24 protein-coding genes and 1 other RNA gene are annotated in these 23,685 nt (G+C 68.8%); 7 read left to right on the forward strand and 18 right to left on the reverse strand.

Going from position 1 to position 23,685, the window contains the following annotated elements:
• Positions 1-47: 47 nt before the first annotated feature.
• The 8 genes from tilS to ybgC form a co-directional block, all read right to left on the reverse strand.
• Positions 48-1,382, reverse strand: coding sequence for a tRNA lysidine(34) synthetase TilS (gene tilS, locus VQ042_RS07220; protein WP_331817037.1), 1,335 nt, complete (start codon positions 1,380-1,382; stop codon positions 48-50).
• 59 nt (positions 1,383-1,441) lie between these two features.
• Positions 1,442-2,401, reverse strand: a complete 960-nt coding sequence (ybgF, locus tag VQ042_RS07225; RefSeq protein ID WP_331817039.1) for a tol-pal system protein YbgF — start codon at positions 2,399-2,401, stop codon at positions 1,442-1,444.
• A 184-nt stretch (positions 2,402-2,585) separates the two neighbouring features.
• Complete coding sequence (pal, locus tag VQ042_RS07230; RefSeq protein ID WP_331817041.1) at positions 2,586-3,119, reverse strand: peptidoglycan-associated lipoprotein Pal; 534 nt, start codon at positions 3,117-3,119, stop codon at positions 2,586-2,588.
• A 236-nt stretch (positions 3,120-3,355) separates the two neighbouring features.
• Positions 3,356-4,630, reverse strand: a complete 1,275-nt coding sequence (gene tolB / locus VQ042_RS07235) for a Tol-Pal system beta propeller repeat protein TolB (RefSeq protein ID WP_442880055.1) — start codon at positions 4,628-4,630, stop codon at positions 3,356-3,358.
• Between the two features lie 282 nt (positions 4,631-4,912).
• A complete protein-coding gene (locus VQ042_RS07240; RefSeq protein WP_331817045.1) occupies positions 4,913-5,983 on the reverse strand; it encodes a hypothetical protein in 1,071 nt (356 codons plus the stop codon).
• Between the two features lie 16 nt (positions 5,984-5,999).
• Positions 6,000-6,449 carry a protein TolR gene (gene tolR, locus VQ042_RS07245; protein ID WP_331817047.1) on the reverse strand — a complete coding sequence of 150 codons (450 nt, stop codon included), beginning with the start codon at positions 6,447-6,449 and terminating at the stop codon, positions 6,000-6,002.
• A gap of 44 nt (positions 6,450-6,493) precedes the next feature.
• Positions 6,494-7,210: a protein TolQ gene (tolQ, locus tag VQ042_RS07250; RefSeq protein ID WP_331817049.1), complete on the reverse strand. Its 717-nt coding sequence runs from the start codon at positions 7,208-7,210 to the stop codon at positions 6,494-6,496.
• Between the two features lie 244 nt (positions 7,211-7,454).
• Positions 7,455-7,901 (reverse strand): tol-pal system-associated acyl-CoA thioesterase, encoded by a 447-nt coding sequence (gene ybgC / locus VQ042_RS07255; RefSeq protein ID WP_331817051.1) that lies wholly within the window; start codon positions 7,899-7,901, stop codon positions 7,455-7,457.
• A gap of 194 nt (positions 7,902-8,095) precedes the next feature.
• Here ybgC and VQ042_RS07260 point away from each other — a divergent pair, with 194 nt between their 5' ends.
• Both VQ042_RS07260 and VQ042_RS07265 read left to right on the forward strand, forming a co-directional pair.
• Positions 8,096-10,207: an esterase-like activity of phytase family protein gene (locus VQ042_RS07260; protein WP_331817182.1), complete on the forward strand. Its 2,112-nt coding sequence runs from the start codon at positions 8,096-8,098 to the stop codon at positions 10,205-10,207.
• Positions 10,208-10,493: 286 nt separating this feature from the next.
• Complete coding sequence (locus VQ042_RS07265; protein ID WP_331817053.1) at positions 10,494-11,972, forward strand: DUF2254 domain-containing protein; 1,479 nt, start codon at positions 10,494-10,496, stop codon at positions 11,970-11,972.
• 10 nt (positions 11,973-11,982) lie between these two features.
• Here the strand turns inward: VQ042_RS07265 and ruvB are convergent, their stop codons facing one another.
• The 6 genes from ruvB to VQ042_RS07295 form a co-directional block, all read right to left on the reverse strand.
• Positions 11,983-13,029 (reverse strand): Holliday junction branch migration DNA helicase RuvB, encoded by a 1,047-nt coding sequence (gene ruvB, locus VQ042_RS07270; RefSeq protein WP_331817055.1) that lies wholly within the window; start codon positions 13,027-13,029, stop codon positions 11,983-11,985.
• A gap of 165 nt (positions 13,030-13,194) precedes the next feature.
• Positions 13,195-13,815 carry a Holliday junction branch migration protein RuvA gene (gene ruvA / locus VQ042_RS07275; RefSeq protein WP_331817057.1) on the reverse strand — a complete coding sequence of 207 codons (621 nt, stop codon included), beginning with the start codon at positions 13,813-13,815 and terminating at the stop codon, positions 13,195-13,197.
• Positions 13,816-13,960: 145 nt separating this feature from the next.
• On the reverse strand, positions 13,961-14,479 hold the full coding sequence (gene ruvC, locus VQ042_RS07280) for a crossover junction endodeoxyribonuclease RuvC (RefSeq protein WP_331817059.1): 519 nt from the start codon (positions 14,477-14,479) through the stop codon (positions 13,961-13,963).
• A 234-nt stretch (positions 14,480-14,713) separates the two neighbouring features.
• Positions 14,714-15,205, reverse strand: a complete 492-nt coding sequence (locus tag VQ042_RS07285) for a PRC-barrel domain-containing protein (protein WP_331817061.1) — start codon at positions 15,203-15,205, stop codon at positions 14,714-14,716.
• 187 nt (positions 15,206-15,392) lie between these two features.
• Complete coding sequence (locus tag VQ042_RS07290) at positions 15,393-16,103, reverse strand: class I SAM-dependent methyltransferase (protein ID WP_331817063.1); 711 nt, start codon at positions 16,101-16,103, stop codon at positions 15,393-15,395.
• A 254-nt stretch (positions 16,104-16,357) separates the two neighbouring features.
• Positions 16,358-17,107 carry a YebC/PmpR family DNA-binding transcriptional regulator gene (locus VQ042_RS07295; protein WP_331817065.1) on the reverse strand — a complete coding sequence of 250 codons (750 nt, stop codon included), beginning with the start codon at positions 17,105-17,107 and terminating at the stop codon, positions 16,358-16,360.
• An 80-nt stretch (positions 17,108-17,187) separates the two neighbouring features.
• Between VQ042_RS07295 and VQ042_RS07300 the strand changes: the two genes are divergently transcribed.
• From VQ042_RS07300 to VQ042_RS07310, 3 genes are all read left to right on the forward strand, one after another.
• Positions 17,188-17,670, forward strand: a complete 483-nt coding sequence (locus VQ042_RS07300) for a GFA family protein (RefSeq protein ID WP_331817067.1) — start codon at positions 17,188-17,190, stop codon at positions 17,668-17,670.
• A 189-nt stretch (positions 17,671-17,859) separates the two neighbouring features.
• Positions 17,860-18,489, forward strand: a complete 630-nt coding sequence (locus VQ042_RS07305; protein WP_331817069.1) for a tetratricopeptide repeat protein — start codon at positions 17,860-17,862, stop codon at positions 18,487-18,489.
• A 40-nt stretch (positions 18,490-18,529) separates the two neighbouring features.
• Positions 18,530-19,333 (forward strand): MBL fold metallo-hydrolase, encoded by an 804-nt coding sequence (locus VQ042_RS07310; protein ID WP_331817071.1) that lies wholly within the window; start codon positions 18,530-18,532, stop codon positions 19,331-19,333.
• Positions 19,334-19,422: 89 nt separating this feature from the next.
• On the opposite strand, the gene VQ042_RS07315 is transcribed toward VQ042_RS07310, so the two are convergent.
• A complete protein-coding gene (locus VQ042_RS07315) occupies positions 19,423-20,490 on the reverse strand; it encodes an SDR family oxidoreductase (protein ID WP_331817073.1) in 1,068 nt (355 codons plus the stop codon).
• A gap of 151 nt (positions 20,491-20,641) precedes the next feature.
• On the opposite strand from VQ042_RS07315, the gene VQ042_RS07320 reads away from it, so the two are divergent.
• Positions 20,642-20,977, forward strand: a complete 336-nt coding sequence (locus VQ042_RS07320; protein WP_331817075.1) for a winged helix-turn-helix transcriptional regulator — start codon at positions 20,642-20,644, stop codon at positions 20,975-20,977.
• Positions 20,978-20,987: 10 nt separating this feature from the next.
• On the opposite strand, the gene VQ042_RS07325 is transcribed toward VQ042_RS07320, so the two are convergent.
• Entirely contained in the window at positions 20,988-21,809 is an 822-nt protein-coding gene (locus VQ042_RS07325) for a TIGR00282 family metallophosphoesterase (RefSeq protein ID WP_331817077.1), read from the reverse strand.
• Positions 21,810-22,244: 435 nt separating this feature from the next.
• Here VQ042_RS07325 and VQ042_RS07330 point away from each other — a divergent pair, with 435 nt between their 5' ends.
• Entirely contained in the window at positions 22,245-22,760 is a 516-nt protein-coding gene (locus VQ042_RS07330; protein WP_331817079.1) for a CAP domain-containing protein, read from the forward strand.
• Here VQ042_RS07330 and VQ042_RS07335 read toward each other — a convergent pair whose 3' ends face one another.
• On the reverse strand, positions 22,761-23,342 hold the full coding sequence (locus VQ042_RS07335; protein WP_331817081.1) for a 5-formyltetrahydrofolate cyclo-ligase: 582 nt from the start codon (positions 23,340-23,342) through the stop codon (positions 22,761-22,763).
• Between the two features lie 101 nt (positions 23,343-23,443).
• Positions 23,444-23,600, reverse strand: a non-coding RNA gene (gene ssrS, locus VQ042_RS07340) — 6S RNA.
• Positions 23,601-23,685 lie beyond the last annotated feature (85 nt).

Consider the following 23,685-nt stretch of genomic DNA (forward strand, 5'->3'; position numbering starts at 1 on the left):
GGCTGGGCGCTTTTGCGGCAATTTGCGCCGCTGGCGGCGCAGGGTGGTTACCGCCGCCCTCGGGCTGGCCCGGCCGTGCCCGCCGATGGCGGCGGCAGATCACGGTAGAGGCTCCAGTCCACGAACGGGTGGATGGTCAGCGGCGGCGTGCCCCCCGCGACCTTGTGGCCAAGCCGGGCGGGAACTGCCAGGAGCGTATCTCCCGCAACGAGCGCGGGCAAGGTCCGTTCGACGGCATTGCCCCGGCCCAGATCGCCGAAGGCGACGATCCGCGCGCCCGCACGCGCCAGATCCGGCTCCGGATCCACCATGAAGCGCCCGTCGAAGAGGTGCGGACCCGTACCGGTCCCGACCGGCACCGGCGCAATGCCCGCGCGGCCATATTCCCGCGCCATGGTGATCGTCGGTCCGGTCGCGACGCGGATGCCGCCAAGCGTCCGCGTCGGGGATGTCCCGCTTCGCATGGCGTCCAGCAGCCGCAGCGTCGCCGGGCCGCCGGGCCGCTGCCCCCTGCCGCCGACCGCCGCCACGGCGCGCTGCACGAGGAGGAAGGCCGGCGCGTCGGCCAGGGCGGCGAGCGCGCTGCGGCCGATCGCCACCGTTCCCGCCTCCGTCACCGCCAGGTCGCCCGCCGCCGCCATCGCCGCCATCGCCCGCGAGAGCTCGGCCTCCACCGCGTCGCGCTGCGCCTGGTGCGCGGTGATCCGCGCTCGCAGGACCGGCCGGTCGAACGTCGCCGCCGCAAGCTGCCGGCGGATCTGCACGCGGCGATAGGCCGGGTCCGCATTGGTCGGGTCGTCGACCGCAGGCAGATGATGGGCGGCGACCGTCGCCTTCAGCCGCGCGCCGGCAATGGCCAGGAAGGGCCGCGCCAGCGCCAGATCCGGCGCCAGCACCCTCACCGGGCGCATGCCGGCCAGGCCCACGACACCGGCGCCCCGCTCTGCCGCCATCAGGTGGGTCTCGAACTGGTCGTCCTCGTGATGGGCGGTCAGGATCGCCGTCGCGCCTGTTCGCCGGGCCGCAGCACCCAGGTGATCGTAGCGCGCCTGCCGTGCGGCAGCGGCGAGATTGCCGGTGCGGGCGGGATCGGCCCACCGCAGCGTCTCGTGCGACAGGCCGAAGCGGGCCGCCATCTCGGCGACGAAGCGCGCTTCCGCCGCAGATTCTGCGCGCAGGTTGTGATCGATGGTGACGATGTGGAAATTCGTGGGCGTCGGCGGCGCGCTGTCGCGGCACGCGACGGCGGCCAGCAGCAGCGCCAGCGAATCGGGTCCCCCGGACACGGCGAGGATCGCCCGGTCGCTCCGGCCCGTCAGGCGCGCCGCTTGCGCCAGCGCAGCGGCGAGAAGGTCGGCAAGTTCGCGCCGGCCGAGCGGCATGGCACGGGGCTGCGCGCGCGGAACGCGCAGGCAGGGGTCGCGGCGGTCTGCGGCGATCGTCAGCAGTTGGCCGTCGCCTCCTCGCTGGCGAGCTTGTTGCGCACGTTGCTGCTCATCTGCGGGTAGCGTTTTGCCACTTCCTTGTAGGTGATGCAGGCGGTTTCCTGGTTGTCGAGCTTGGCCAGCGACATGCCGAGCTTCAGCATCATCTCCGGTGCCTTGCCGTTGTCGGGAAAGCTCTTCTGCGCCTCCAGGAACACCTCCGCCGCCTCGGCGAATTTCTGCTGCTGGTAGAGGCTCTCGCCCAGCCAGTAGCGCGCATCCGGCACGTCCGAGGCCGTCGGATAGGTCTGGGCATATTGCCGGAACGCCTGCTCGGCGAGCTGGTAGTCGCCGGCCAGGAGGTAGTTGTACGCCAGGCCGTAGGTCTCGCCCTGGTCGCCGGGCGCGATCGCGGCGACGGTGCTGGAGTCGCCCGCCTGCCCGGTTTCGGCCAGGCCGGGCACGCCGGTCTGCAGATTCGCCGTGTCGAGCGCACCGGTGGCCATGTCGCCGCCGAGCAGACGCCCGATGTCGTCCTCGCCGGCCGCCGCCTGCTCGCTGCCGCCCGCGCCCGACTGGCCCTGCATCGCCGGGCCGGCATCGCCGTGCTGCTCGTTGACCGAGGTGCCGGCCGCGCCCGGCTGGCCGGAGCCGCCCTCCAGCTGCTGGAAGCGGAACTCGTTGTCCTCCTGCTGCTTGCGCATGTCTTCCTGCGTGCGCAGCAGCTGGAAGCTCAGCTCCTCGACCCGGCCGTTCAGCCGGCGGACCTCTTCCTCGAGCTGGTTGATCCGCACCGTCATGTCGCCGGCCTGGGCCATGCGCACCGGCGCGGTCCGCGTCTCGGCCGGAGCCTGGCGCGCGGCGCCCGTCGCGGTCTCGCCGAACAGGCCGGGCAATTCGAAGGCCGACGCCCCGCCCGTCGCGGTGCCCATCAGGGCGAGCGCGGATACGGCAAGGATCGTTTGTCGAAACATCATGAACTCAGTTCCTCGACGGCTGGAAACGGCAATGTCCGCCGCTGCGCGAACCCGGCGGGCTCGTGCTGCGGCGGCGCGTCTTCCTAGCATGGAACGAGGCAGTTCGGCCAAAGTTGGGCAGCGCCCCGCTTTCGCCGTGGCGGCCGCCGGTCCGCGGGGGACCGGACAGGCGTCAAAGGCGGCGTCAGCTTCCGGCGCCGCTCAGCACGGTGACGGCGCGGCGGTTCTGCGACCAGCAGGAAATGTCGTCGCAGACCGCGACCGGACGTTCCTTGCCGAAGGAGATGGTGCGCATGCGGTTGGCGGCGACGCCCTGCTGGGTGAGGTAGTCGCGCGTCGCCGAAGCGCGGCGGGCGCCGAGCGCCAGGTTGTATTCGCGGGTCCCGCGCTCGTCGGCATGGCCTTCGACGACGATCGAGTACTGCGGATACTGGTTCAGCCACCGGGCCTGCTGGGTCAGCGTCTGCTGGGCGTCGGCCCGCAGCGAGGTCGAGTCGGTGTCGAAGAACACCCGGTCGCCGACATTGACGGTGAAGTCCTGGGTCGAACCCGGCGTGGCGCTGCCATAGGCGCCGTTCGCGCCATTGGCGCCGCCCAGGCCGAGGCCCGCCGCGTTGTCCGGCAGGGCGTCCTTCTTGCTGGCGCAGCCGGCGATCGCCATGCTGGCGACGACGGCGAATGCGATGCGGCTCTTGACCCCGAAAATGCTCCGGCGCATGGCCAGCTCCTTTGAAAACAGTGCAATCGTGTTACGCGACATTTACCCTGACGCCACTTAACGACGCGTAAAAACTGCGCCGCGCCGGCGGCCCCTTTCGCCTCCATCCCGTTGAATTCTCGCCGGAATGTGTCGCTTCGCCGACCGCGATCGCGATTGCGCCGACTTGCGGCATCCTCGCAACAGTCCGGTGATAATCGCGCGGCAAGCTTGCGCGGGGCTCCCCTTGGGCCCGCCTATTCGAGCGACGGCGACCAGGCCGGGTCCGACGCATAGCTCGGGGTCGGGATCTTCTGCTCGTTGTAGCCGGTCAGGTCGATGGAGTGGAGCTGCGGGCCGCCGCTGCCCCTCTCGTCGCGGAAGAACATCAGGACGCGGCCGTTCGGCGCCCAGGTCGGCCCCTCATTGTGGTAGCCCGACGTCAGGATACGCTCGCCCGAGCCGTCGGGCTGCATGACGCCGATCTGGAACTGGCCGCCACTCTGCTTGGTGAAGGCGATCAGGTCGCCGCGCGGCGACCACACCGGGGTGGAATACGAACCGTCGCCGAAGGAGATGCGCTGCTGGCCCGAGCCGTCGGCGCCCATCACATAGAGCTGCTGGCGCCCGCCGCGGTCGGATTCGAACACGATCCGGCCGCCGTCCGGCGAATAGGACGGCGAGGTGTCGATGGCGGCGGTGGAGGTCAGGCGCGTCGTCGCCCGCGACCGCAGGTCCATGGCGTAGATGTTGGCATTGCCCTCCTGCTGGAGGCTCATGATCACCTTCTGCCCATCGGGTGAGAAGCGCGGCGAGAAGGTCATGCCGGGGAAGTTGCCGACGATCTCGCGCTGGCCGGTCTCCAGTTGCAGCAGATAGACCCGCGGCTCGCCATTGCCGAAGGACATGTAGGTGACCTCCTGGCGGCTCGGCGAGAAGCGCGGCGTCAGAACCAGTTCGCTGCCGTCGGTCAGGTAGCGCAGATTGGCGCCGTCCTGGTCCATGATGGCGAGGCGCTTGACCCGCTGGTCCTTGGTGCCGCTCTCGGAAACGAAGACGATGCGCGTGTCGAAATAGCCCTTCTCGCCGGTCAGCCGCTCATAGATCGCATCGGCGATGATGTGGGCGACCCGGCGCCAGTTCTCCGGGCTCGTGTAGAATTGCTGGCCGTCCAGCTGCTGGCCCGCGAAGGTGTCCCACAGGCGGAATTCGACGCGCAGCCGGCCGTCGGCCTCCGGCGACACACGGCCGACCACCAGCGCCTGGGCGTTGATCACCGTCCAGTCCTGGAAGGACGGGGTGGTGTCGGGGGTCAGCCCCGTCTGGATGAAGGCCGCCTGGGCGATCGGCGCGAACAGGCCCGAGCGCTTCAGGTCGGCCTGCACCACGTCGGAGATCTGCTTGCCGATGCCGTCCGCCGACTGGAAGTCGGTGATGGCGATCGGCAGGGGCTCGACATTGCCCTGGGTGATGTCGATCTCGACCGCCGCGGCGGCCGGCGCCATGGCCACGAAAGCGCCGGAAATCGCCATGGCGATCACGAGCGCGCCCTTGATGATCATCTTCATGTCAGACCTTCAACTGCTGCGGTCGGAGACCTGCGCCGGCCGGCTGGCCGCGCCCCTCCCGATTGAACTGGTACGAAGAATCCCCCGGCAGGCTGGCCGGGGAATCGCTGTTCCCTCGCCCGCTTCCTACCATCCAATGGGGGGATTGTATGGCGTGCTGCCGTAACGGTGCACGCGCGGACCACGGTTCGTACCGTAGATCGGCAGCGGGACCGTTGCACGTGCCGGGTCGCCGCGCCGTCACCATCAGAACATCTGGCTCGGATCGAAATTGACCACGACGTCGGCCCAGGTGTCGTATTTCTCGGCCGGCAGGTTGTAGGGCGCGCAGCGCTGCACCGCGCGCAGCGCCGCCTCGCCGGCCACACGCTCGATCATCGAGCCACCGCCGCCGCCGATGATCTCCGGCCGCGCTTCCAGGTTGCCGGTCGGATCGAGCCGCATCTGGATCGAGATGCGGAGCGATCCGGCTTCCGACACGCCCGAGGGCGGCGACCAGCAGCGCTGGATCTGCCCGCGCAGCGCGTCGAGCTCGCTCTGGGAGAGCTTGCCGCCGGTCTGGCGATCGGTGCCCAGCGACGCCTGCTGCTCGGACCGCCGGGCGCCACCGCCCGCCGACTTCTCCTTGTTCAAGAGCGCGGCGATCTGGTCGGCGTCGAACTGGCTCTCCTCCGGCGTGCTTGTCTCGGCCTGCCGGGTCGGCTCCGGCGTCCTTGGCTCGACCGGCGTCGGCTCCGCCACCCTGGGTGCCGGTGGCCTTGGCTTCATGGCCGGCACCGGCACGTTCTGCGGCGTGGGTTCGGGCTCCGGCGCGGCCTCGGCCTCGGCGATCGCCTGCTCGACGGGGTCGGGCTGGGGCGGCGCCACCTCGGCGGGCTGCTCGACCGGCGTGGGGTCTGGTTCGGGTTCGGGCTCCGGCTCCGGTGGTGCCGGCTCCGGGGCGGGCTCGGGTTCCGGCTCGGGCGCAGGTTCCGGCGCGGGCGGCTCGGCCGGGCTGGCGGCGGCCGCCTGCTCGGTCGGAACCGGCCGCTGGATCGGCGTCGGCGGGGTCGCCAGGTCGGTCTCGTTGTCGCCGACGTTCTCGGCCGGCATCGGCAGGGTTTCCGGCGTCTCGGTCGGATCGGGCGACGGCGTCTCGGTCACCGGCGCCTCCCTGGCGCCGATCATCGACTGCGAGAACTCCTCGATCGGCACCAGGTCCACCGGCAGCGACTCGACCGGCGCCATCTGCAGCGGCTCGGGCGCAGACAGCGACCAGAGGCCCCAGGTCAGGACCGCTCCGTGCAGCAGGGTGGACAGGACGACGCCGGATTTCATCGAAAGCTGGTTTCGCTCAAGCGTTTTCTTGATCGGTCACGAGACCGATATTGCGGAAGCCGGCGGCCGAGATCCGCGCCATCACGCGCATCACCGTGCCGTAATCGGCAGAGCGGTCGCCGCGCACGAAGATGCGCTCCTCGTAGCCGGCCTCGGCGACGGCCTGCAGCTTGGCGACGATCTCCTCGATCGGGATCACCGTGTCGTTCAGATAGACCTCGCCGTCCGAATTCACCGAGATGGTGATCGGCTGGCTGTCGGAATTCAGGGCCTTGGCCTGCGTCTCGGGCAGCTGGATCGGCACGCCCACCGTCAGCAGCGGCGCGGCGACCATGAAGATGATCAGCAGCACCAGCATCACGTCGACCATCGGCGTGACGTTGATCTCGCTCATCGGCTGGCGACGGCCGCGGCCACGACCGCGCCGCGACCCGTTGGAACGCCCCGTTCCGGCAGACATTCCCATCGCTCATTCCCTTCCCGGCCGAAGCGGCCGGCGTTTCGCGCGCCTCAGCGCGAGGACAGCTTCTCGTCGATCTGCCGCGACAGGATCGCGGAGAACTCGTCGGCGAAGGATTCCAGCCGCATGCCCAGCTTGCCGGCATCGGACGACAGCTTGTTGTAGGCCACCACCGCGGGGATTGCGGCGACGAGGCCGATGGCGGTCGCCAGCAGCGCCTCGGCGATGCCGGGGGCGACGACGGCCAGGCTGGTCTGCTGCGACCCTGCGATGGCCTGGAACGAGGTCATGATGCCGATGACCGTGCCGAACAGGCCGACGAAGGGGGCGGCCGAGCCGATGGTGGCGAGGAAGCCGAGCCGCGATTCCAGCTCGTCCATCTCCCGCGCCAGGGTCACGTCCATCGCCTTGTCGATGCGCGTCTGCAGGCCGAGGGGCGAGCGCGCGCCCTTCTCGAAGGATTTCTTCCACTCGCGCATCGCCGCGACGAACAGCGCGCCCATGCCGGACGTCTTGCGCTCCGACAGGTTGTGATAGAGATCCTCCAGCGACTGGCCTGACCAGAAATTGCTCTCGAACTTGTTCAGCTGGCGGCGGAACCGGGCATAGCGCATCGTCTTGTCGATGATGATCGCCCAGGTCCAGACCGACGCGACCATCAGGCCGATCATCACCAGCTTGACGATAAGGCCGGCCTGCCAGAACAGGTCCCACAGGGACACCGAACCGGCGGCGGCTAGCGTTCCGTGAACGACGTCAGCGTCCATTCGCAATCATCCTCGATATTCGGAACCGTCGGCAGCCCGCGACGGGCGCGCCCTCGGCACGACCCCGCCCCTGTCGGTCCCGACATGCAGCAAATTCGGCCATGCGGCCGCGTAAACCCCTGATGCCCTTTCACAAGCGAATCCGGTGAAAGAATGGCGTGTTTCGGCTCTAATCCGACTCGCGCCATTGATGCACCGGTAGGGTTAACGGCCCGTTACCGGTGCCCCGGCGCCGGTCCTGCCGTCACGCGCTGGCCGTCGGCTGCAGTTGGGCGTGCATGTCCTTGGGCAGGCGCATCGGCTTGCCCTCGGGCGAGAGCACGGCGACCTTGACCGTCGCCTTGACCAGCACCGCGTCGCCGCAGGCGATGCGCTGGTCGAGGATGATGCGCGCCCCGCCGAGCAGCGCCGTGCGGGTGGTCACGGTGACGACGTCGTCGATCCGCGCCGGCCGCAGGAAGTCGATGTCCATGTGCCGCACGGCAAAGATCAGCGGCGCGCCATACCGCCCGGCGAGCAGTTCGCGGTGGCCGATGCCCTTCAGCCGCAGGAAGTCCGAGCGCCCCCGCTCCAGAAAGTTCAGGTAGCGCGCATGGTAGACGACGCCGGAAAAGTCGGTGTCCTCGAAATAGATGCGCACATCCAGCGCATGGCCATCGTCCGTCAGCCGTCCGGCCAGTCCCTGGCTCATCGCCGGATCCTCTCGCATCGCGCCCCTTGCGGGCTCAATCTGTGTAACAGCGATCTGTCACGTGGCTGTAACAGGCAGTCCTCATAGACGCGGTATCTCCCTCGAGCAAAGGATCTGCCGCCGTGATATCGCCGCTCCGCCTCAGCCTCGCCGCCCTTCTCGCCACCAGCGCCCTCGCCGCGCCGGCCACAGCGATGGCCGAGCCGGTGTTCCGGCGTATCGCCGCCTTCCCGGTGGCCGCCAATCTTCCCGCCGACAAGCCCGCCGAGACCGAGACCTCCTCGGAGATCATCACGGCGAGCGGTGACGGCAACACGCTGGTCTATTCCGACAGCCCGGCCGGCGGCATCGGCATGATCGACATCACCGACCCCAAGGCCCCGAAGGCGGGCGGCTTCATCGCTCTTGACGGCGAGCCCACCTCGGTGGCGGTTGCGGGCGCCAACGTCCTCGTCGGCGTCAACACCTCGCCGAACTTCGTCGAGCCCTCCGGCCGCCTCGCGGTGATCGACCTCGCCGGCAAGTCCGAGACGGCCTCCTGCGATCTGGGTGGCCAGCCCGATTCCGTCGCGGTCTCCCCGGATGGCGCCTATGCCGCCGTGGCGATGGAGAACGAGCGCGACGAGGATCTGAACGACGGCGTCATTCCCCAGATGCCGGCCGGCTTCGTCGCAGTCTTCCAGCTCACCGACGGGACGCCCGATTGCGCCTCCATGACCAGGGTGGATCTGACCGGCCTAGCCGACACCGCGCCGGAGGATCCGGAGCCGGAATATGTCGACTTCAACGCGGCGGGCGAGATCGTCGTCTCGCTGCAGGAGAACAACCACTTCGCCATCATCGATGCGGCCAGCGGCGAGGTGACTGCCGATTTCCCGGCCGGCACCGTCGACCTCGAGGGCATCGACACCGAGGATGACGGCGCCTTCGACTTCACCGGCAGCCAGGCGGACCGCAAGCGCGAGCCCGACACCGTCCAGTGGATCGACGACAACCGCTTCGTCTCCGCCAATGAAGGCGATTACGAGGGCGGCTCGCGCTCCTTCACCGTCTGGAACAAGGACGGCACCGTCGCATACGAATCCGGCCCGTCCTTCGAGCACGAAGTCGTCCGCGCCGGCCACTATCCCGACAAGCGCTCGGACGCCAAGGGCGTCGAGCCCGAGGGCCTGGAAGTCGCCACCTTCGACGGCACGACCTACGCCTTCGTCCTGTCCGAGCGCGGCTCGCTCGTCGGCGTCTACGAGCTTGGCGACGGCGATCCCGTTCTGACCCAGCTCCTGCCGTCTGGCATCGCGCCCGAAGGCGCCATCGCCATCCCGTCGCGCAACCTTCTGGTCACCTCCAACGAGGCCGATCTGGTCGAGGATGGCGGCGCCCGCTCCCACGTCATGATCTACGAGTTCGGCGAAGGCGAGAATGCCTATCCGATGATCGTTTCCGAGGACGATGCGCAGGACAATCCGGTCGGCTGGGGCGCCCTGTCGGGCCTCGCCGCCGATCCGCAGGACGCCGCGACCCTTCACGCGGTCAGCGACAGCTTCTACGCGAACCAGCCGTCCATGTTCACCATCGACGTCTCGGCCAGGCCCGCCCGGATCACCGGCCGCACGACGATCACCCGTGACGGCGCGCCGGCCGAAGCCCTGGATCTCGAAGGCATCACCGCTGACGGCGCCGGCGGCTTCTGGCTCGCCAGCGAGGGCAATCCGGAGAAGGACGTGCCGCACCAACTCCTGCATGTGGATGCGTCCGGCGCCATCACCGAGGCGGTGCCCTTCCCCGAGGATCTTGTCGCCGGCTCCACCCGCTTCGGCGCCGAGGGCGTCACCCTGGACGGTGACACCCTCTGGGTCGCCATCCAGCGCGAATGGAAGGACGATCCCAAGGGCACGGCCAAGCTCCTCGCCTACGACACCGCCTCGAAGGAATGGAGCGCCGTGCGCTATCCGCTGGAGAGCGCCGAGAAGGGCTGGGTCGGCCTGTCGGAGATCACCGCCCAGGGCGACTGGCTCTATGTGCTGGAGCGCGACAACCAGATCGGCGACGCCGCCCGGTTGAAGAAGCTCTACCGGGTCGCGAAGGCCGATCTGGAGCCGGCACCCCTCGGCGGTGACCTGCCGCTGGTCGAGAAGGAGGAGGTCCACGACTTCCTGCCCGATCTGAAGGCCACCGGCGGCTACGTCGTCGACAAGATCGAGGGCTTTGCCATCGCCGCCGACGGCACCGCCTACGCGGTCACCGACAATGACGGCGTCGACGATTCTTCCGGCGAGACGCTGTTCTTCGACATCGGCAAGCTGTAATCCGCCGCGCGATCGCCCGGCGACGGCTTGACCGTCGCCGGTCCTCGCCAGGACCATCCAATCGAAGGGCGCGCCACGGCATCGGCGCGCCCTTTGCGCATCTGCAACGCCTATCGCGGCCGCACAGGCTGTCGGCGGAAGCGACGGCAACGATCCCTGCCCGCCCTGCGCGACAAGCTGATCCGGAGACCTCGTGCCGGCAAGCGGCGGTGACGCAAGTGTCGTTCGCGGCTTGCGGCGGGCGGGTCGGGCCATATCTGCTTCGTCCTGACCCCGAGGAGCCGCGATGCGTGCGTATGTCCAGCAATATTACCAGCGCATCGTCGCGAGCTACTGGTTCGTCCCCTCGATCATGGCCGTCGTGGCCGCGCTGCTCGCCTTCCTCCTGATCGAGATCGACGCACGCGTACCGCTCGACGCCTTCGGCGAAAGCCCGTTTTTCTATGCGACGCAGCCGGACGGCGCCCGCGCCATCCTCAGCGCCATCGGCGGATCGATGATCGGCGTGGCGGGCACGGTCTTCTCGGTGACCATGGCCGCGGTCGTCTTCGCCTCCGGCAATTATGGCCCGCGGCTCCTGACCAACTTCATGAACGACCGCGGCAACCAGATCACGCTGGGCGTGTTCGTGGCGACCTTCGTCTATTGCATGCTGGTGCTGCGCAGCGTCCGCGATGGTGGCGAGGGCGGCGATAACGATTTCTATGCCGTCATGTTCGTCCCCAACATCGCGATCTTCGGCGCCATCTTGCTGGCCATCGGCTCGATCGGCGTGCTGATCTTCTTCATCCACCACGTCCCGTCGAATATCCACATCTCCAACGTCGTCGCCGGCATCGGAACGGGGCTGTGCCGGCAGCTCGACGACACCTTCCCCGATCCCGACTCCGAGGCGACGGACCGCGAGGCGACCGGGCCCGACGAGCCGGACCACCTGCTGTGGCAGGTGCCCGCCTGCTTCGGCGACGAGGTCGACGAGACCTCGCCGACCGTGCCCTATGCCGAGGTCGTCGCCGATCGCAGCGGCTATCTCCAGATCATCGACCGCGAGACGCTGATCAAGGCGGCCCGCGCAGCCGACATCGTGGTGCGGATGAACTGCCGGACCGGCATCTTCGTGCATCCGGGCCGGGTGCTGTTCCATGCCTGGCCCAGCGAGCGCGTGACCGACGAGGTGCGCGCCGCCCTCGTCTCGTCGATCGCCTGCGGCAACCAGCGCAGTCCCCATCAGGATCCGGTCTTTCTCGTCGACGAACTGGTCGAGATCGCCGGCCGCGCCTTGTCGCCGGGCGTCAACGACCCCTACACCGCCATCACCTGCATGGACTGGCTGACCTCCGCCATGGCGCGCCTGGCCGGGCGTGAGCCGGCCGATCCGCTGCTGGTGGATGCCGACGGCCGGTTGCGGGTCATCGCGCTGCCGGACAGCTTTGCCGAATATCTGGAATTTTCCTTCGGCCATCTGCGCCAGTATGCGGCGACCGACATGATCGCCGCCGAGCATTATCTCGAATGTCTGGAGCAGATCGCCCCGGCGACCAGGCGGCCGGGCGACATCGCCGCACTGCGCCGCCAGCACGACGCCTTCATGGGCCTGGCCCGCCGCGGACTGGCCGGCGCCGCCCTCGAGGTGGTGGAGGCGCGTGCCGAGCGGCTCGTGGCCACGCTCGATCACCCGGTCCACCGCGTCCCCTATCCGGTCCCGGCCGGCGAACGCGTCGAGCGGTTGGTCGCCGCCCGTCAGCCCGCCGGCACGACGGCGTGAGGCGCCCGGCCTATGCGTCGTCGCCGCCCTCCTCGAACAGGGTCGCCTGCGCGCCCTGATAGGCGCTGGGAACCGCCAGGCCCATATGGCCGAAGGCCTTCTGGGTGAGCAGGCGCCCGCGCGGCGTGCGCTGCAGGAAGCCCTGCTGCAACAGATAGGGCTCGACAATGTCCTCGATCGCGTCGCGCGGCTCCGACAGGGCCGCCGCGATGGTCTCGATGCCCACCGGTCCGCCGCCGAAATTCAGGGCGATCAGGTCCAGGTAGCGCCGGTCGAGCTGGTCGAGGCCGAGGCTGTCGACCTCGAGCCGCGACAGCGCCTCGTCCGCCACCCGCCGGTCCACCGTGCCGGCCCCGGCCACGTCGGCGAAGTCGCGCACCCGGCGCAGCAGCCGGCCGGCGATGCGCGGCGTGCCGCGGGCCCGGCGCGCGATCTCGCGGGCGCCGTCCTCGGCCATGGGCAGGCGCATCAGCCGCGCGCCGCGGGTGACGATGTGCTCCAGTTCGGCGACCGTATAGAAGTTCAGCCGCACCGGAATGCCGAAGCGGTCGCGCAGCGGCGTCGTCAGAAGGCCCAGCCGCGTCGTCGCCGCCACCAGCGTGAATTTCGACAGGTCGATCTTCACCGATCGCGCCGCCGGCCCCTCGCCGATGATCAGGTCGAGCTGGAAATCCTCCATCGCCGGGTAGAGGATTTCCTCCACCGCCGGGCTCAGCCGGTGGATCTCGTCGATGAACAGGACGTCGCGCTCTTCCAGATTGGTGAGCAGCGCCGCCAGGTCGCCGGCCTTGGCGATCACCGGGCCAGAGGTCGAGCGGAAATTGACGCCCAGTTCCTTGGCCATGATCTGCGCCAGCGTCGTCTTGCCGAGCCCCGGGGGGCCGACGAACAGCACATGGTCCAGCGCCTCGCCGCGATTCTTCGCCGCCTCGATGAAGACCTTGAGATTGGCCCGCGCCGCGGCCTGGCCGACGAAATCGTCCAGCCGCTGCGGGCGCAGAGTCGCGTCGAAGTCCTCGCCATTCTTCTCGGGTGTGATCAGGCGGGCGTCGCTCATAAGGACCGTTCCGTCGCGATAGGACAATCTGCCTGCATAGCCACCGGCGCGGCCGGTCGCGGGCAGGTTCCGCAATGGCCGTTCCCCGCCCTCATGTCAAAACCGGCCGGGCCGCGCCGGGTGAAATGCGCCGGCGCCGCGCCGTCACCGGTGCCGCCTTGCGCCTCAGCGGCTCAGCGCCTTCAGCCCCAGGCGGATCAGCCGGGCGCTGTCGGGCGCCTCTCCGGCCTCCTTCAGCGCCTTGGCCACGGCCTCCGCCGCCTGGTCGCGCGGATAGCCCAGATTGACCAGCGCCGACACCGCGTCGGCCACCGGCGCGGCAGCCGTGCCGCCGCCGATGTCGCGCTTCAGGCCAAAACTCTCGTCGCCGCCGGCGCCGGAAAAGGCCGGGGCCTTGTCCTTCAGCTCCGCCACGATCCGGGCGGCGACCTTCGGCCCGACGCCGGGCGCGCGCGCCACCATCGCCTTGTCCTGCAGGGCCACCGCATTGGCGAGATCGCCGGCCGACAGGGTGCCGATCACCGCCAGTGCCACGCGGGCGCCGACCCCCTGCACCATCTGCAACAGGCGGAACCAGTCCTGCTCGGCGCGGGTGGAGAAGCCGTAGAGCCGCAGCATGTCCTCGCGCACATAGGTGTCGATGAACAGCACCACCGCCTCGCCCGCCGCCGGCAGCGCCGCCAGCGTGCGCGCGCCGCAGAAGGCGACATAGCCGACGCCATGCACGTCGACCACGACATGGTCCTCGCCGATCTCGTCGACGGTGCCCTTGAGCTTGCCGATCACGGATGCGTCTCCAGGCAGAAGGAATCGAAGGCGGAAATCCGGCCGAAGCGGCCACAGGCGTCGCTTACCACGATTGGGTCGCGGCCGCCGACAGTGTCACCGCCCGATGACCGGCCGCCGGCCCGGCGCGAAGCCGCCCAGGCCATCACAGGCCCGCCAGCAGCGCCCGCGACTGCGCCGACTGGCGATGATGGCTGTGGCAGATGGCGATCGCCAGCGCGTCGGCGGCGTCGTCGGTATCGAAGGTCGCCCTGGGCATCAGCACCTTCACCATCATGTGGATCTGCCGCTTCTCGCCGTGCCCGACGCCGATCACCGCCTTCTTCACGGCATTGGGGGCGTATTCGGCGACCGGCAGCCCGGCCAGCGACGGCACCACCATGGCGATGCCGCGGGCCTGCCCGAGCTTCAGCGTGGCGACGGCATCCTTGTTGACGAAGGTCTGCTCCACCGCCGCCTCGTCCGGCCGCTGGGTGTGGATCACCTCGGTCAGCCCGTCATAGAGCGTGCGCAACCGCCCGGCGAGATCCATCTTGCCGTCCGACATCACCGTGCCGCTCGCCACGAAGCGCAGCGAATTGCCCAGCGTCTCGACGATGCCCCAGCCGGTCCGGCGCAATCCGGGATCGATGCCGATGATGCGAATGGTCCGCTCCTGCAACACTTCGTTAATCCTCTCCGCCTAGCCGAATCAGAGGCCATTGAGAAGACGAAAAGTGAACAAACCAAAAACGAAACGGGCTTCGTCCCCGACAGAACCGCGCAACGACGGTTGATGGCGCCGTGTGAACGCTGGGCATCGGCCCCATGACAAAGGCCCGCCGCGGAATCCGCGACGGGCCTTTGTCATGGGGCCGGATCAGTTCCGGCTCAAGTGTCGCCGGTCAAGCGAGGTGGATTAGTTCCACCAGGCTTCGTCAACACCTTCGCGTGCCTCGAGCTCTTCCTCCGAGTAGCGCGTGATGAAGGCGTAGGACTGGTCGTCGACCGGGACGAGATCCACGTCGCCGACGCGCAGCATGACGTGCTTGTCACCGATGTCGAGGAAGCCGCCCACTTCGGCGACGATGCCGGCGAGGTTGCCCGAACGGTCGAGAACCACGTCCTCGATCTCGCCGATCTGGTTCCAGTCGGTGCCGACCGCGTCGTAGCCCGAACGGCCCCAGACGTAATCGTCCTGCTCACCCCAGGAGCCTTCGTCATAGGCTTCGTTGGTGGTGTAGACGGCGCCGCCCACGATATCGCGAGTCCGGATCAGCTGCGCCCAATCGGTCGCTGCAGTGTTTTCCGAAGCCATCGGGGTCGCGGCGGTCGTCGTGGCGGCATCCTGAGCAATAACAGGCGTCGCGGCAAAGATGATGGCGGTTGCAGTGGCTGCAATATACTTCATGAGGTAATCCTCTCTGTCGTTCAAATTCATCCAATCAACGGAGGGGTGTGGCCATTGTTCCAACATTCTCACCACAAATTCTGAAGTCATTCGTTCGCAGACGCGTCCGTTGCTCACGGAGCTCGCTCCGCCTGCGCGTTCTGTTATACGATCGCACGACCCGGGACGAACTGGAGGCCGGAGCACCCTATGCGTTCAGCCCCCGGGTCGCGATGACCGACTTGTTCAGGCCCATGACGGTCTCGAAGACGATGTCGGCGTCGGGCAGGAACTCCGCCATCTGCCGCTTGCCGATCAGGTCGTGATGACCCACCACGTCCCTCGCCTCCTCGACGTCTTCGATGCGATCGAAGAAGCCCAGCGCGAAGCGCCGCAGCAGCGCAACGCGCACCGCCTTCGGCAGATACTGGAATCCCAGCGTCCGGAAGTGCGGCTCGTAGGGAAACCAGTAATTGGGCGTCTGGCAATAATAGCGCGGGGCCAGCCGGCGCATGTTCCGGCCGAAGGCGCGCATCTTGTCGCGCGATCCCACATGCTCGATCACCGAGTTGGAATGCGCCAGGTCGAAGCGCTGCCCCTGGAACAGGTCGAGATCGCTCGCGCTCCCCCTGACCGCGCGGAACTGGCCCGGCCGCGTCACGACCTGCGGCTCGGGATTGACCAGGGTGACGAAGATGCGGCCCTGTTGCCGGTCGAGATAGTCGCCTGCGATGGACCAGTATGATTCGGTCCCGCCGAGGTCAACGATCTCGCAGCGTTGCTGATTGGCGAGAACCGAGTCGATCAGGCTGCGGATGCGCGCGAAGCGCCGGGCACGGAACTGGAACTCCAGGCTCGAGGAATCGACATAGGGGTCCGAACGGCGTCGAAGGGCCCCCAGATAGGCTGCAAGCTGCATGGCGTGGCTCCTGTATTCCACGCCGACCTAGGGCCCAATCCGAAATTGCGCGCGACAATCCTTAACAAATGGTTAACGCCGTGAAGCCGCGATCCCGGAATTCCGGAAGACAGCGACGTCGAGACACGGAGTCGTGACTGCAAACCCCGCTGTCGCTACGTCTTGAGCCCCGCCCAACGCCCTGGATCGGCGACCGGCCGCTTCCTTGCGGCAGGCCCCATCGACAGCTTGACCTCGACGACCGACCCGTCGCCTCAGGCGGCGGACAGCTTGGCCATCACCTCGTCGTCGACCTCGAAATTGGCATAGACGTTCTGCACGTCGTCGTCGTCGTCGAGATTGCCGATCAGCCGCATCACGCTTTCGGCCTTTTCCTCGTCGACCGGGGTGCCGGTCTGCGGACGCCAGGTCGCGCGCACGCTCTCGGCCTCGCCCAGCGAGGCTTCCAGCGCCGTCGACACGTCGCCGATGTCCTCGAAGGCGGTGATGATCGTGTGGCCGTTCTCGTCGGAGATCACGTCGTCCGCCCCGGCCAGGATCGCCGCCTCCATCACCGCGTCGGCGTCGCCCGCCGAGGCCGGATAGACGATCTCGCCGACATGGTCGAACATGAAGGAGACCGAGCCGGTCTCGCCCATCGACCCGCCGGCCTTGGTGAAGCAGGAGCGCACGTTCGACGCCGTGCGGTTGCGGTTGTCGGTCAGCGCCTCGACGATGACGGCGACGCCGCCCGGCCCGTAGCCTTCGTAGCGAACCTCGTCGTAGTTCTCCGAATCGCCGCCCGAGGCCTTCTTGATCGCCCGGTCGATGTTGTCCTTCGGCATCGACTGCGCCTTGGCGTTGTTGATCGCCAGCCGCAGGCGCGCATTCATCGACGGGTCGGGCAGGCCGGACTTGGCCGCCACCACGATCTCGCGCGCGAGCTTGGAAAACATCTTGGATCGGACCGCGTCCTGGCGGCCCTTGCGATGCATGATGTTCTTGAACTGTGAATGGCCGGCCATGGCGAACCTGTCTGTCGATGCGGAAAGAATTGCGCGACATATAAAAAATCGGACGGCAAACGTCCAGAACGAGGATTGCCATGACCGACGCTCCCCACGCATCGCCCGTCGCCACGGCCACCCTGCCGGCCCTGCCGCTGACGGGCGGCTGCCAGTGCGGCGCGGTCCGCTACGAGATCCGCGCCGCGCCGCAGGTCTTCTATCTGTGCCATTGCACCGAGTGCCAGCGGCAGACCTCCAGCGCCTTCGGCGAAAGCCTGCGCGTCGATCCCGCCACCCTTGCGATCACCGGCGAGATGGCGACGACACGGCGCGTTTCGGACGGCGGCGCGGTGCGGCTCGGCGATTTCTGCGCCGATTGCGGCGTGCGCATCCGGCACCGCTCCGAAGGCGACCCGGCCCGCGTCAACATCAAGGCCGGCACGCTCGACGACACCCGCTGCCTGGTACCGGCCGGCCATATCTGGACGGACTCCCGGCAGTCCTTCGTCGCCATCGGCGCGAACGAACTGGCCTATCCCCGGATGCCGGACGACGGCTTTGCCGCGCTGATCGCGCGCTGATCGCGCGCTGGCGGGCGATGCTGGCGGCGGGCGCCGCGGCCGGATCGACGCCAGAGACCTGATCCCCTCGTCCGGCGGCGGGCGTGCACCGCGATGACGCCATGGTGATTTTGCTTCTTCTGCCGGAGCGGTAGCCTGTACGTGCCGGCATGCCCTGCGTGCCGGGCCGACGGTCAGGAGAACGCGACCATGCGATATCGCGCTGCGCTGTTCCGCTCCGCCTCCTGCGCGGCCTGCCTCCTCGCCGCCGCCGTCCCGGCCCTGGCCGACACGACCGCTTTGCCCGGCGCCCGCGCCGATGAGCCGGCAATCTCCGGGCCTGCCGAGAGCGCCACCGAAACCCGCCTCTTCGCTGCGCTGAAGCATGCCGCCACCGAGGCAGAGGCCCGCGCCGTCGAATCCGCCATCTGGCGCCACTGGATAGGTGCCGCCCCGGATCTTGCAACCCGCCAGCTCGTCGAGCGCGCCATGGAGCGGCGCGGCAGCTACGATCTGGCCGGCGCCCGCAGCCTTCTCGACGAGGCCATCATCGCTGCGTCCGGCTATGCCGAAGCCTGGAACCAGCGCGGTTTCGTGCGTTTCCTGCAGGATGATTTCGACGGCGCGCTGGGTGATGTCGACCAGGCCATCGCGCTGGAGCCCCGGCATTTCGCCGCCATGTCCGGCCGCGCCCTGATCCTGATGCGCCAGGGCCGCTTCGGCCTCGCGCAGACCCAGCTTCGCGCTGCGGTCGCGATCCATCCCTTCCTGAAGGAGCGCGCCCTGATCGCGCCCGCCCCGGCCGATGATCCTGCCCCGACCGGCGGCGTCGACCTGTGACCTGCCTGTCCATCCCCCGAACTTCCCGAGGAGCCTGCCCATGAGACGTCTGGCCGCCTGCGCCGCGCTGTTTGCCGCCTTCGCCGCCACGCCGGCGGCCGCCCAGATGGTGCCCAGCACCTGCATCGCGATCGCCGAAAGCCTGCCGCGCGCGAGCTATGTCGCCATGGACGGCCCCGCGGCGCAGCGTTACGCGGCGATCGACGGCGACGTGACGATCACCTACGTCACCCATGCGACCTACCGGATCGAGAGCCCGAACGGCGTCGTCGCGGCCACCGACTTCGCCGGCTTCGCCGGCGAGACGACGCCGGACATCGTGACGATGAACAAGGCGCATTCCTCCCACAACACGCCCTACCCGGATCCGGCGATCCCGCATGTCCTGCTCGGCTGGAACCCCGAGGGCGGCCCGGCCGAACACGCCCTCACCGTCGACGACATGTATGTGCGCAACGTGCCTACCGACATCCGCTCCTATGGCGGCATGGAGGCCGACGGCAATTCCATCTTCATCTTCGAGGTGGCGGGGCTGTGCATCGGCCATCTCGGCCATCTGCACCACACGCTGACCAACGAGGATTACGCCCGCATCGGCCGGCTCGACATCCTGATGGTGCCGGTCGACGGCGGCATGACCATGAGCCAGGAGGGCATGGGCGAGATCGCCGACCGGCTGCGCTCCTCCATCGTCCTGCCGATGCACCGCTTCGCCGGCCCGATCGAGCGCTTCCTCGACCGCATGCCCGGCTTCGCCGTCGAGCGGCGCGACACGCCGAGCCTGACGATCTCGGTCCGGACCCTGCCGCGCACCCCGACGGTAATCGTGCTGAAAGGCGTGTAGCCCGGACGGGCCGACGTGCCAGGACGTCGCTCCGCTCCCGCGGAGGATAGCCGCCCTGGCAATGGAGGGGCCGCCCCTCCGCGACCCGCTCAGCCCGCGGGGATCAGGCGATCGGCGCGCAGGCGTGCGAAGAGGTCGAAGAACGCGTCGTCGGTCGGCTGGTATCCGGCAAAGCCCATGCGCCGGCTCTTCGACATGTCGGTCACCACCTCGATCGGCCGTCCCAGATCGGCGTCCGTGTGCCAGGGTGAGGCCAGCCGGGAGAGATCGGGCTCGGCCAGTCCCTCGCGCTCGGCGATCTGGCGCCATACCGGCGCATCGTCGCGCATCTGCGCTTCCAGCGGCATCTCGGTGCCGTCGAAGGGTGCCGCTTCCAGGCCGAACCATTCGGCGATGCGCGACCACATCCAGTTCCAGCGGAAGACGTCGCCATTGACGACGTTGAAATCCTCGTTGGCGGCGGCCGGCGTCGCCTCCGCCCACACGAGATGGGCGGCGAGCTGGCGGGCATCCGTCATGTCGGTCAGGCCGTCCCACTGGACCTGCGATCCGGGAAAGCGGAAGGGCCGCCCGGTCTCCCGGCAGATCGCGGCGTACACGGCGAGGGTCGTTCCCATGTTCATGGCGTTGCCGACGGCCTTGCCGATCACCGTATGCGGCCGGTGGATGCTCCATGTGAACCCGTCGCGCGCGGCCGCCGCGACGACCTCGTCCTCCTGCGCATAATAGAAATTCGCCTCGTCGAGCCGGCCCTGCTCCTCGCGGAACGGCGTCTTCGGCAGGCTGCCCTTCCCATAGGCCTCGAAGGGCCCGAGATAGTGCTTCAGGCCCGTAACCAGCCCGACATGTCGCACCGAGCGCGCCGGCCGGAGCGCCTCGAAGAGGTTGCGCAGCATGGCGGCGTTGACGCGGATGTTCTCGGCTTCGCTGGCCTGCCGCAACCAGGTGGTCAGGAAGACGGCGTCCGGGCGAAGGCCGTCGAGGGCCTGCGCCAGCGTGTCCGGCTGCAGGAGGTCGGCGGCGACGAGCGTGACGCCGTCCTGGGGCTGCGGCTTGCGGGCAAGGCCATGGACCGTCCAGCCCTCGGCAACGAGCCGCTCGGCCGTGGCGCTGCCCTGGATGCCGGTGACCCCGACCACGAGTGCCGTCTTCGTCATCTGTGTCTCCATTGCTGTTCGGCCCCTGACCTAGGCAGCGCGGGCAGGACGGACTAGACGGCACCAATCCGGGACATAGGCACCAGAAGGTCACCACCATGGAACCAGGCAGTGACGAAGCCGCGTGCCGCGAGGATGCGCTCCCCGCCGGGTGCTCGAACTGTTCGCCGCCAAATGGACGAGCATGATCCTGCATACGCTCCACGCCCGCCATGACGGGCGCGCGCGCAACGGTGTCCTGCATCGCAGCCTGCCGGGCATCTCCAAGAAGATGCTTACCCAGACCCTGCGCGAGATGGAGGCGAGCGGCCTCGTCACCCGGCATGTCGCGGGCACGGTCCCGCCCGCGGTCGAGTACCGGCTCACGGATCTCGGCCGGCGCTTCGTCGAGCCGGTCGAACTGCTCTATGCCTGGGGGCGCGACAATGCCGACGCCCTCGACCGGCTCGGGCCGCGCCCGACCTCGCGCCGCAATCTGGAAGGCTGAGCGGATCGCCTCACCAGAAATCCGGCATCGCCTCCGCCAGCCGCGGGCCGATGCGCACCGGCGCGACCTTTTCGGCCAGCCCGGTGCGGTCGGAGATCTCCACCGCCAGCCCGGCGATGGTCGCCGGCCCCTGCGCCGCGTCGAAGCGGCCGCGCGGCACCTTGGTGACGAAGCGGTTCAGCGGTTCCTCCTTCTCCATGCCGAGCGAGGAATCGTAGTCGCCGCACATGCCGGCATCGGACTGGTAGCCCGTCCCGCCGACGAGGATCTGGTGGTCGGCGGTCGGCACATGGGTATGGGTGCCCACCACGACGCTGACGCGCCCGTCGAGGAAATGCCCGAAGCACTGCTTCTCGCTGGTCGCCTCGGCGTGGAAGTCGATGATGACGGCATCCGCCTGCTCGCCCATCGGGCAGGCCGAGACGAGCGTGTCGGCGCAGGCGAAGGGATCGTCGAGATCGGGATGCATGAACACCCGGCCCATGATGTTGGCGACCAGCACCCGGGCGCCGTTCCTGGCCTCGAACAGGCCGGAGCCGTGTCCGGGCGTGCCGGGCGGATAGTTCGCCGGCCGGATGAAGCGGTCCTGCCGCCCGGCGAAGGCCAGCGCCTCGCGCTGGTCCCAGACGTGGTTGCCGGTGGTCACCGCGTCGGCTCCCGCCTCCAGCGTGCGCTCGAAGATCTCCTCGGTGATGCCGAAGCCGCCGGCCGAATTCTCGCCATTGACGACCACGAAATCGAGCTTCCAGTCGGAAATCAGCCCGGGCAGCCTGTCGAAGACGGCGGTCCGGCCGGATCGGCCGACCATGTCGCCGAGAAAGAGAAATCGCATCGCGCTCGCCTGTTGCTGGGCTTCTCGCGGCATCCTGCCGCGCCGGCACGCCCCGACGGCAGACCGGCAGCGATCCGCTTGACCCATGCCGCCGGCCCCGTCAACTCGCACGGCCATGCCGCCGCGGGCGCCGCAAAAGCGTCCCAGCCACCATCACCCCGCTGTCCCTGCCAACGACGCGTCACCACGTCCCCGGCGCAATCGCGTCGAAAATCGGCCGGATTGCCCTGTCAGGGACGCCGCAACGGCCCCGCATCATGAGCCGGTACCGGTACCGGCGACACGATTCATGGTCCGGTGAGCATTCCCCGACATCATGATCGGCAAGGCAGACGGGTCGGTTCGCACGCGCCGACACAAGGCCGCGGCGCGCCGCCGAACGCCGATCCAGCATGCCGCCGGCCGGGCGGCGCAAACGACAGGACACCGCACGCCATGATCCTTTCCCGCCTCGCACGCCGCGTGCCCGTCCTGCGCCTCCTCGCGCTGCTGCCCATCGCGCTTCTGGCCGCCTGCGTCGGGTCCACCGGCTCGGTCGACATCGGATCGACCCGCGTGATCAGCGTCGACCGCAACGTGGCGCTCGCCTCGATCAACGCCTTCCGGGCCGAGAACGGCCTCGGCGCGGTGCGCTTCGACGCCGTGCTCGGCGAGGCGGCCGAGCGGCAGGCCCGCGCCATGGCCGCGCGGGGCAATCTCAGCCATTCGCTGGACGGCGCCCTGCCCAGCCGCGTCGCCTCCTTCGGTTACGACTGGGCGGCCGTGTCGGAAAATCTCGGCTGGAACTACCGCTCGACGCCGGCCGTCATCACCGGCTGGAAGGGCTCGCCCGGCCATCGCCGCAATCTCCTCAACGCCAACGTCACCGAGATCGGCTTCGCCGCCGCCACCGGTCCGAAGGGCGAGCCCTACTGGGCGCTGATCCTCGGCCGCGAGAAGAACAGGCGCTGATCAATCGGCTGGCGGGCGGATCGTCTCGCGCTCGGTAACGATCATCGGCAGGCGGACGTCGTGGGGCTCCATCGGCACGAAGTCCGTTTCCTGCACGGCAAAGGCGACGGCGGCCAGGATCGGCGGCGCGCCCTTGTCCCTCAGTGCGGCGATGGCGCTGTCGTAATAGCCGCGGCCATAGCCGATCCGGCCGCCCGTCCGGTCGAAGACCGCCAGCGGCACCAGCATCAGTTCGGGGTCCAGCACCGCCGCCTCCGCCCCCGGCGCATAGGTGCCGAAGCCCTGCGGCTCCAGCGGCGCGCCGCGCACCAGGTGCCGGAACTGCAGCCGTCCGTCGACGATCGCCGGCACGCAGAGCCGGGCGCCGCGGTCGGCGAGCTGCATCATCAGCGGTCGGATGTCGATTTCCGAGCGAATCGGCAGGAAGCCGGAGACGACCATGCCGGGCGTGACCGGCAGGAGGTCGGCGCAGCGGTCGGCGACGATCAGCGAGGCTTCGATGCGGGCGTCCGCCGGCATGGCGTCGCGCCGGGCCAGCGCCGCTGTCCGCAGGCGCGCCTTGGCGTCTTTCGCTTCGTCCATGGTCACTCCCCCTTGCCGGGCAGAGGTGGACGATTTCGCGGCGGAAGGAAAGTGGCCTGCCCGAAGGCGGGGCCGGAAAGATGGCCGGGAAAAGTGGATGGTGACGAGCCACCCGGCCGATGGAGATGTCGATCCCGGGAACCTACAGAGTAGGTGGGCGCCGTGTGCCCCAGGCCCACGGGCCAAGGCAGGGACAGCTCCCTAGGAATGACTAAGGCCCCGAGAATATGTTACTCCTGGCGCACCGCGCAGCCCGTCGAACACCAATATAGGCGAGGCCGGGCGTTCCAGCCATAGCTGCAAGGGCCAAGGCCCAAGTTTCTTCTCACAGACCGGCGGATGC

It is taken from the genome of Aurantimonas sp. A2-1-M11 (assembly GCF_036549475.1).
GTDB lineage: Bacteria > Pseudomonadota > Alphaproteobacteria > Rhizobiales > Rhizobiaceae > Aurantimonas.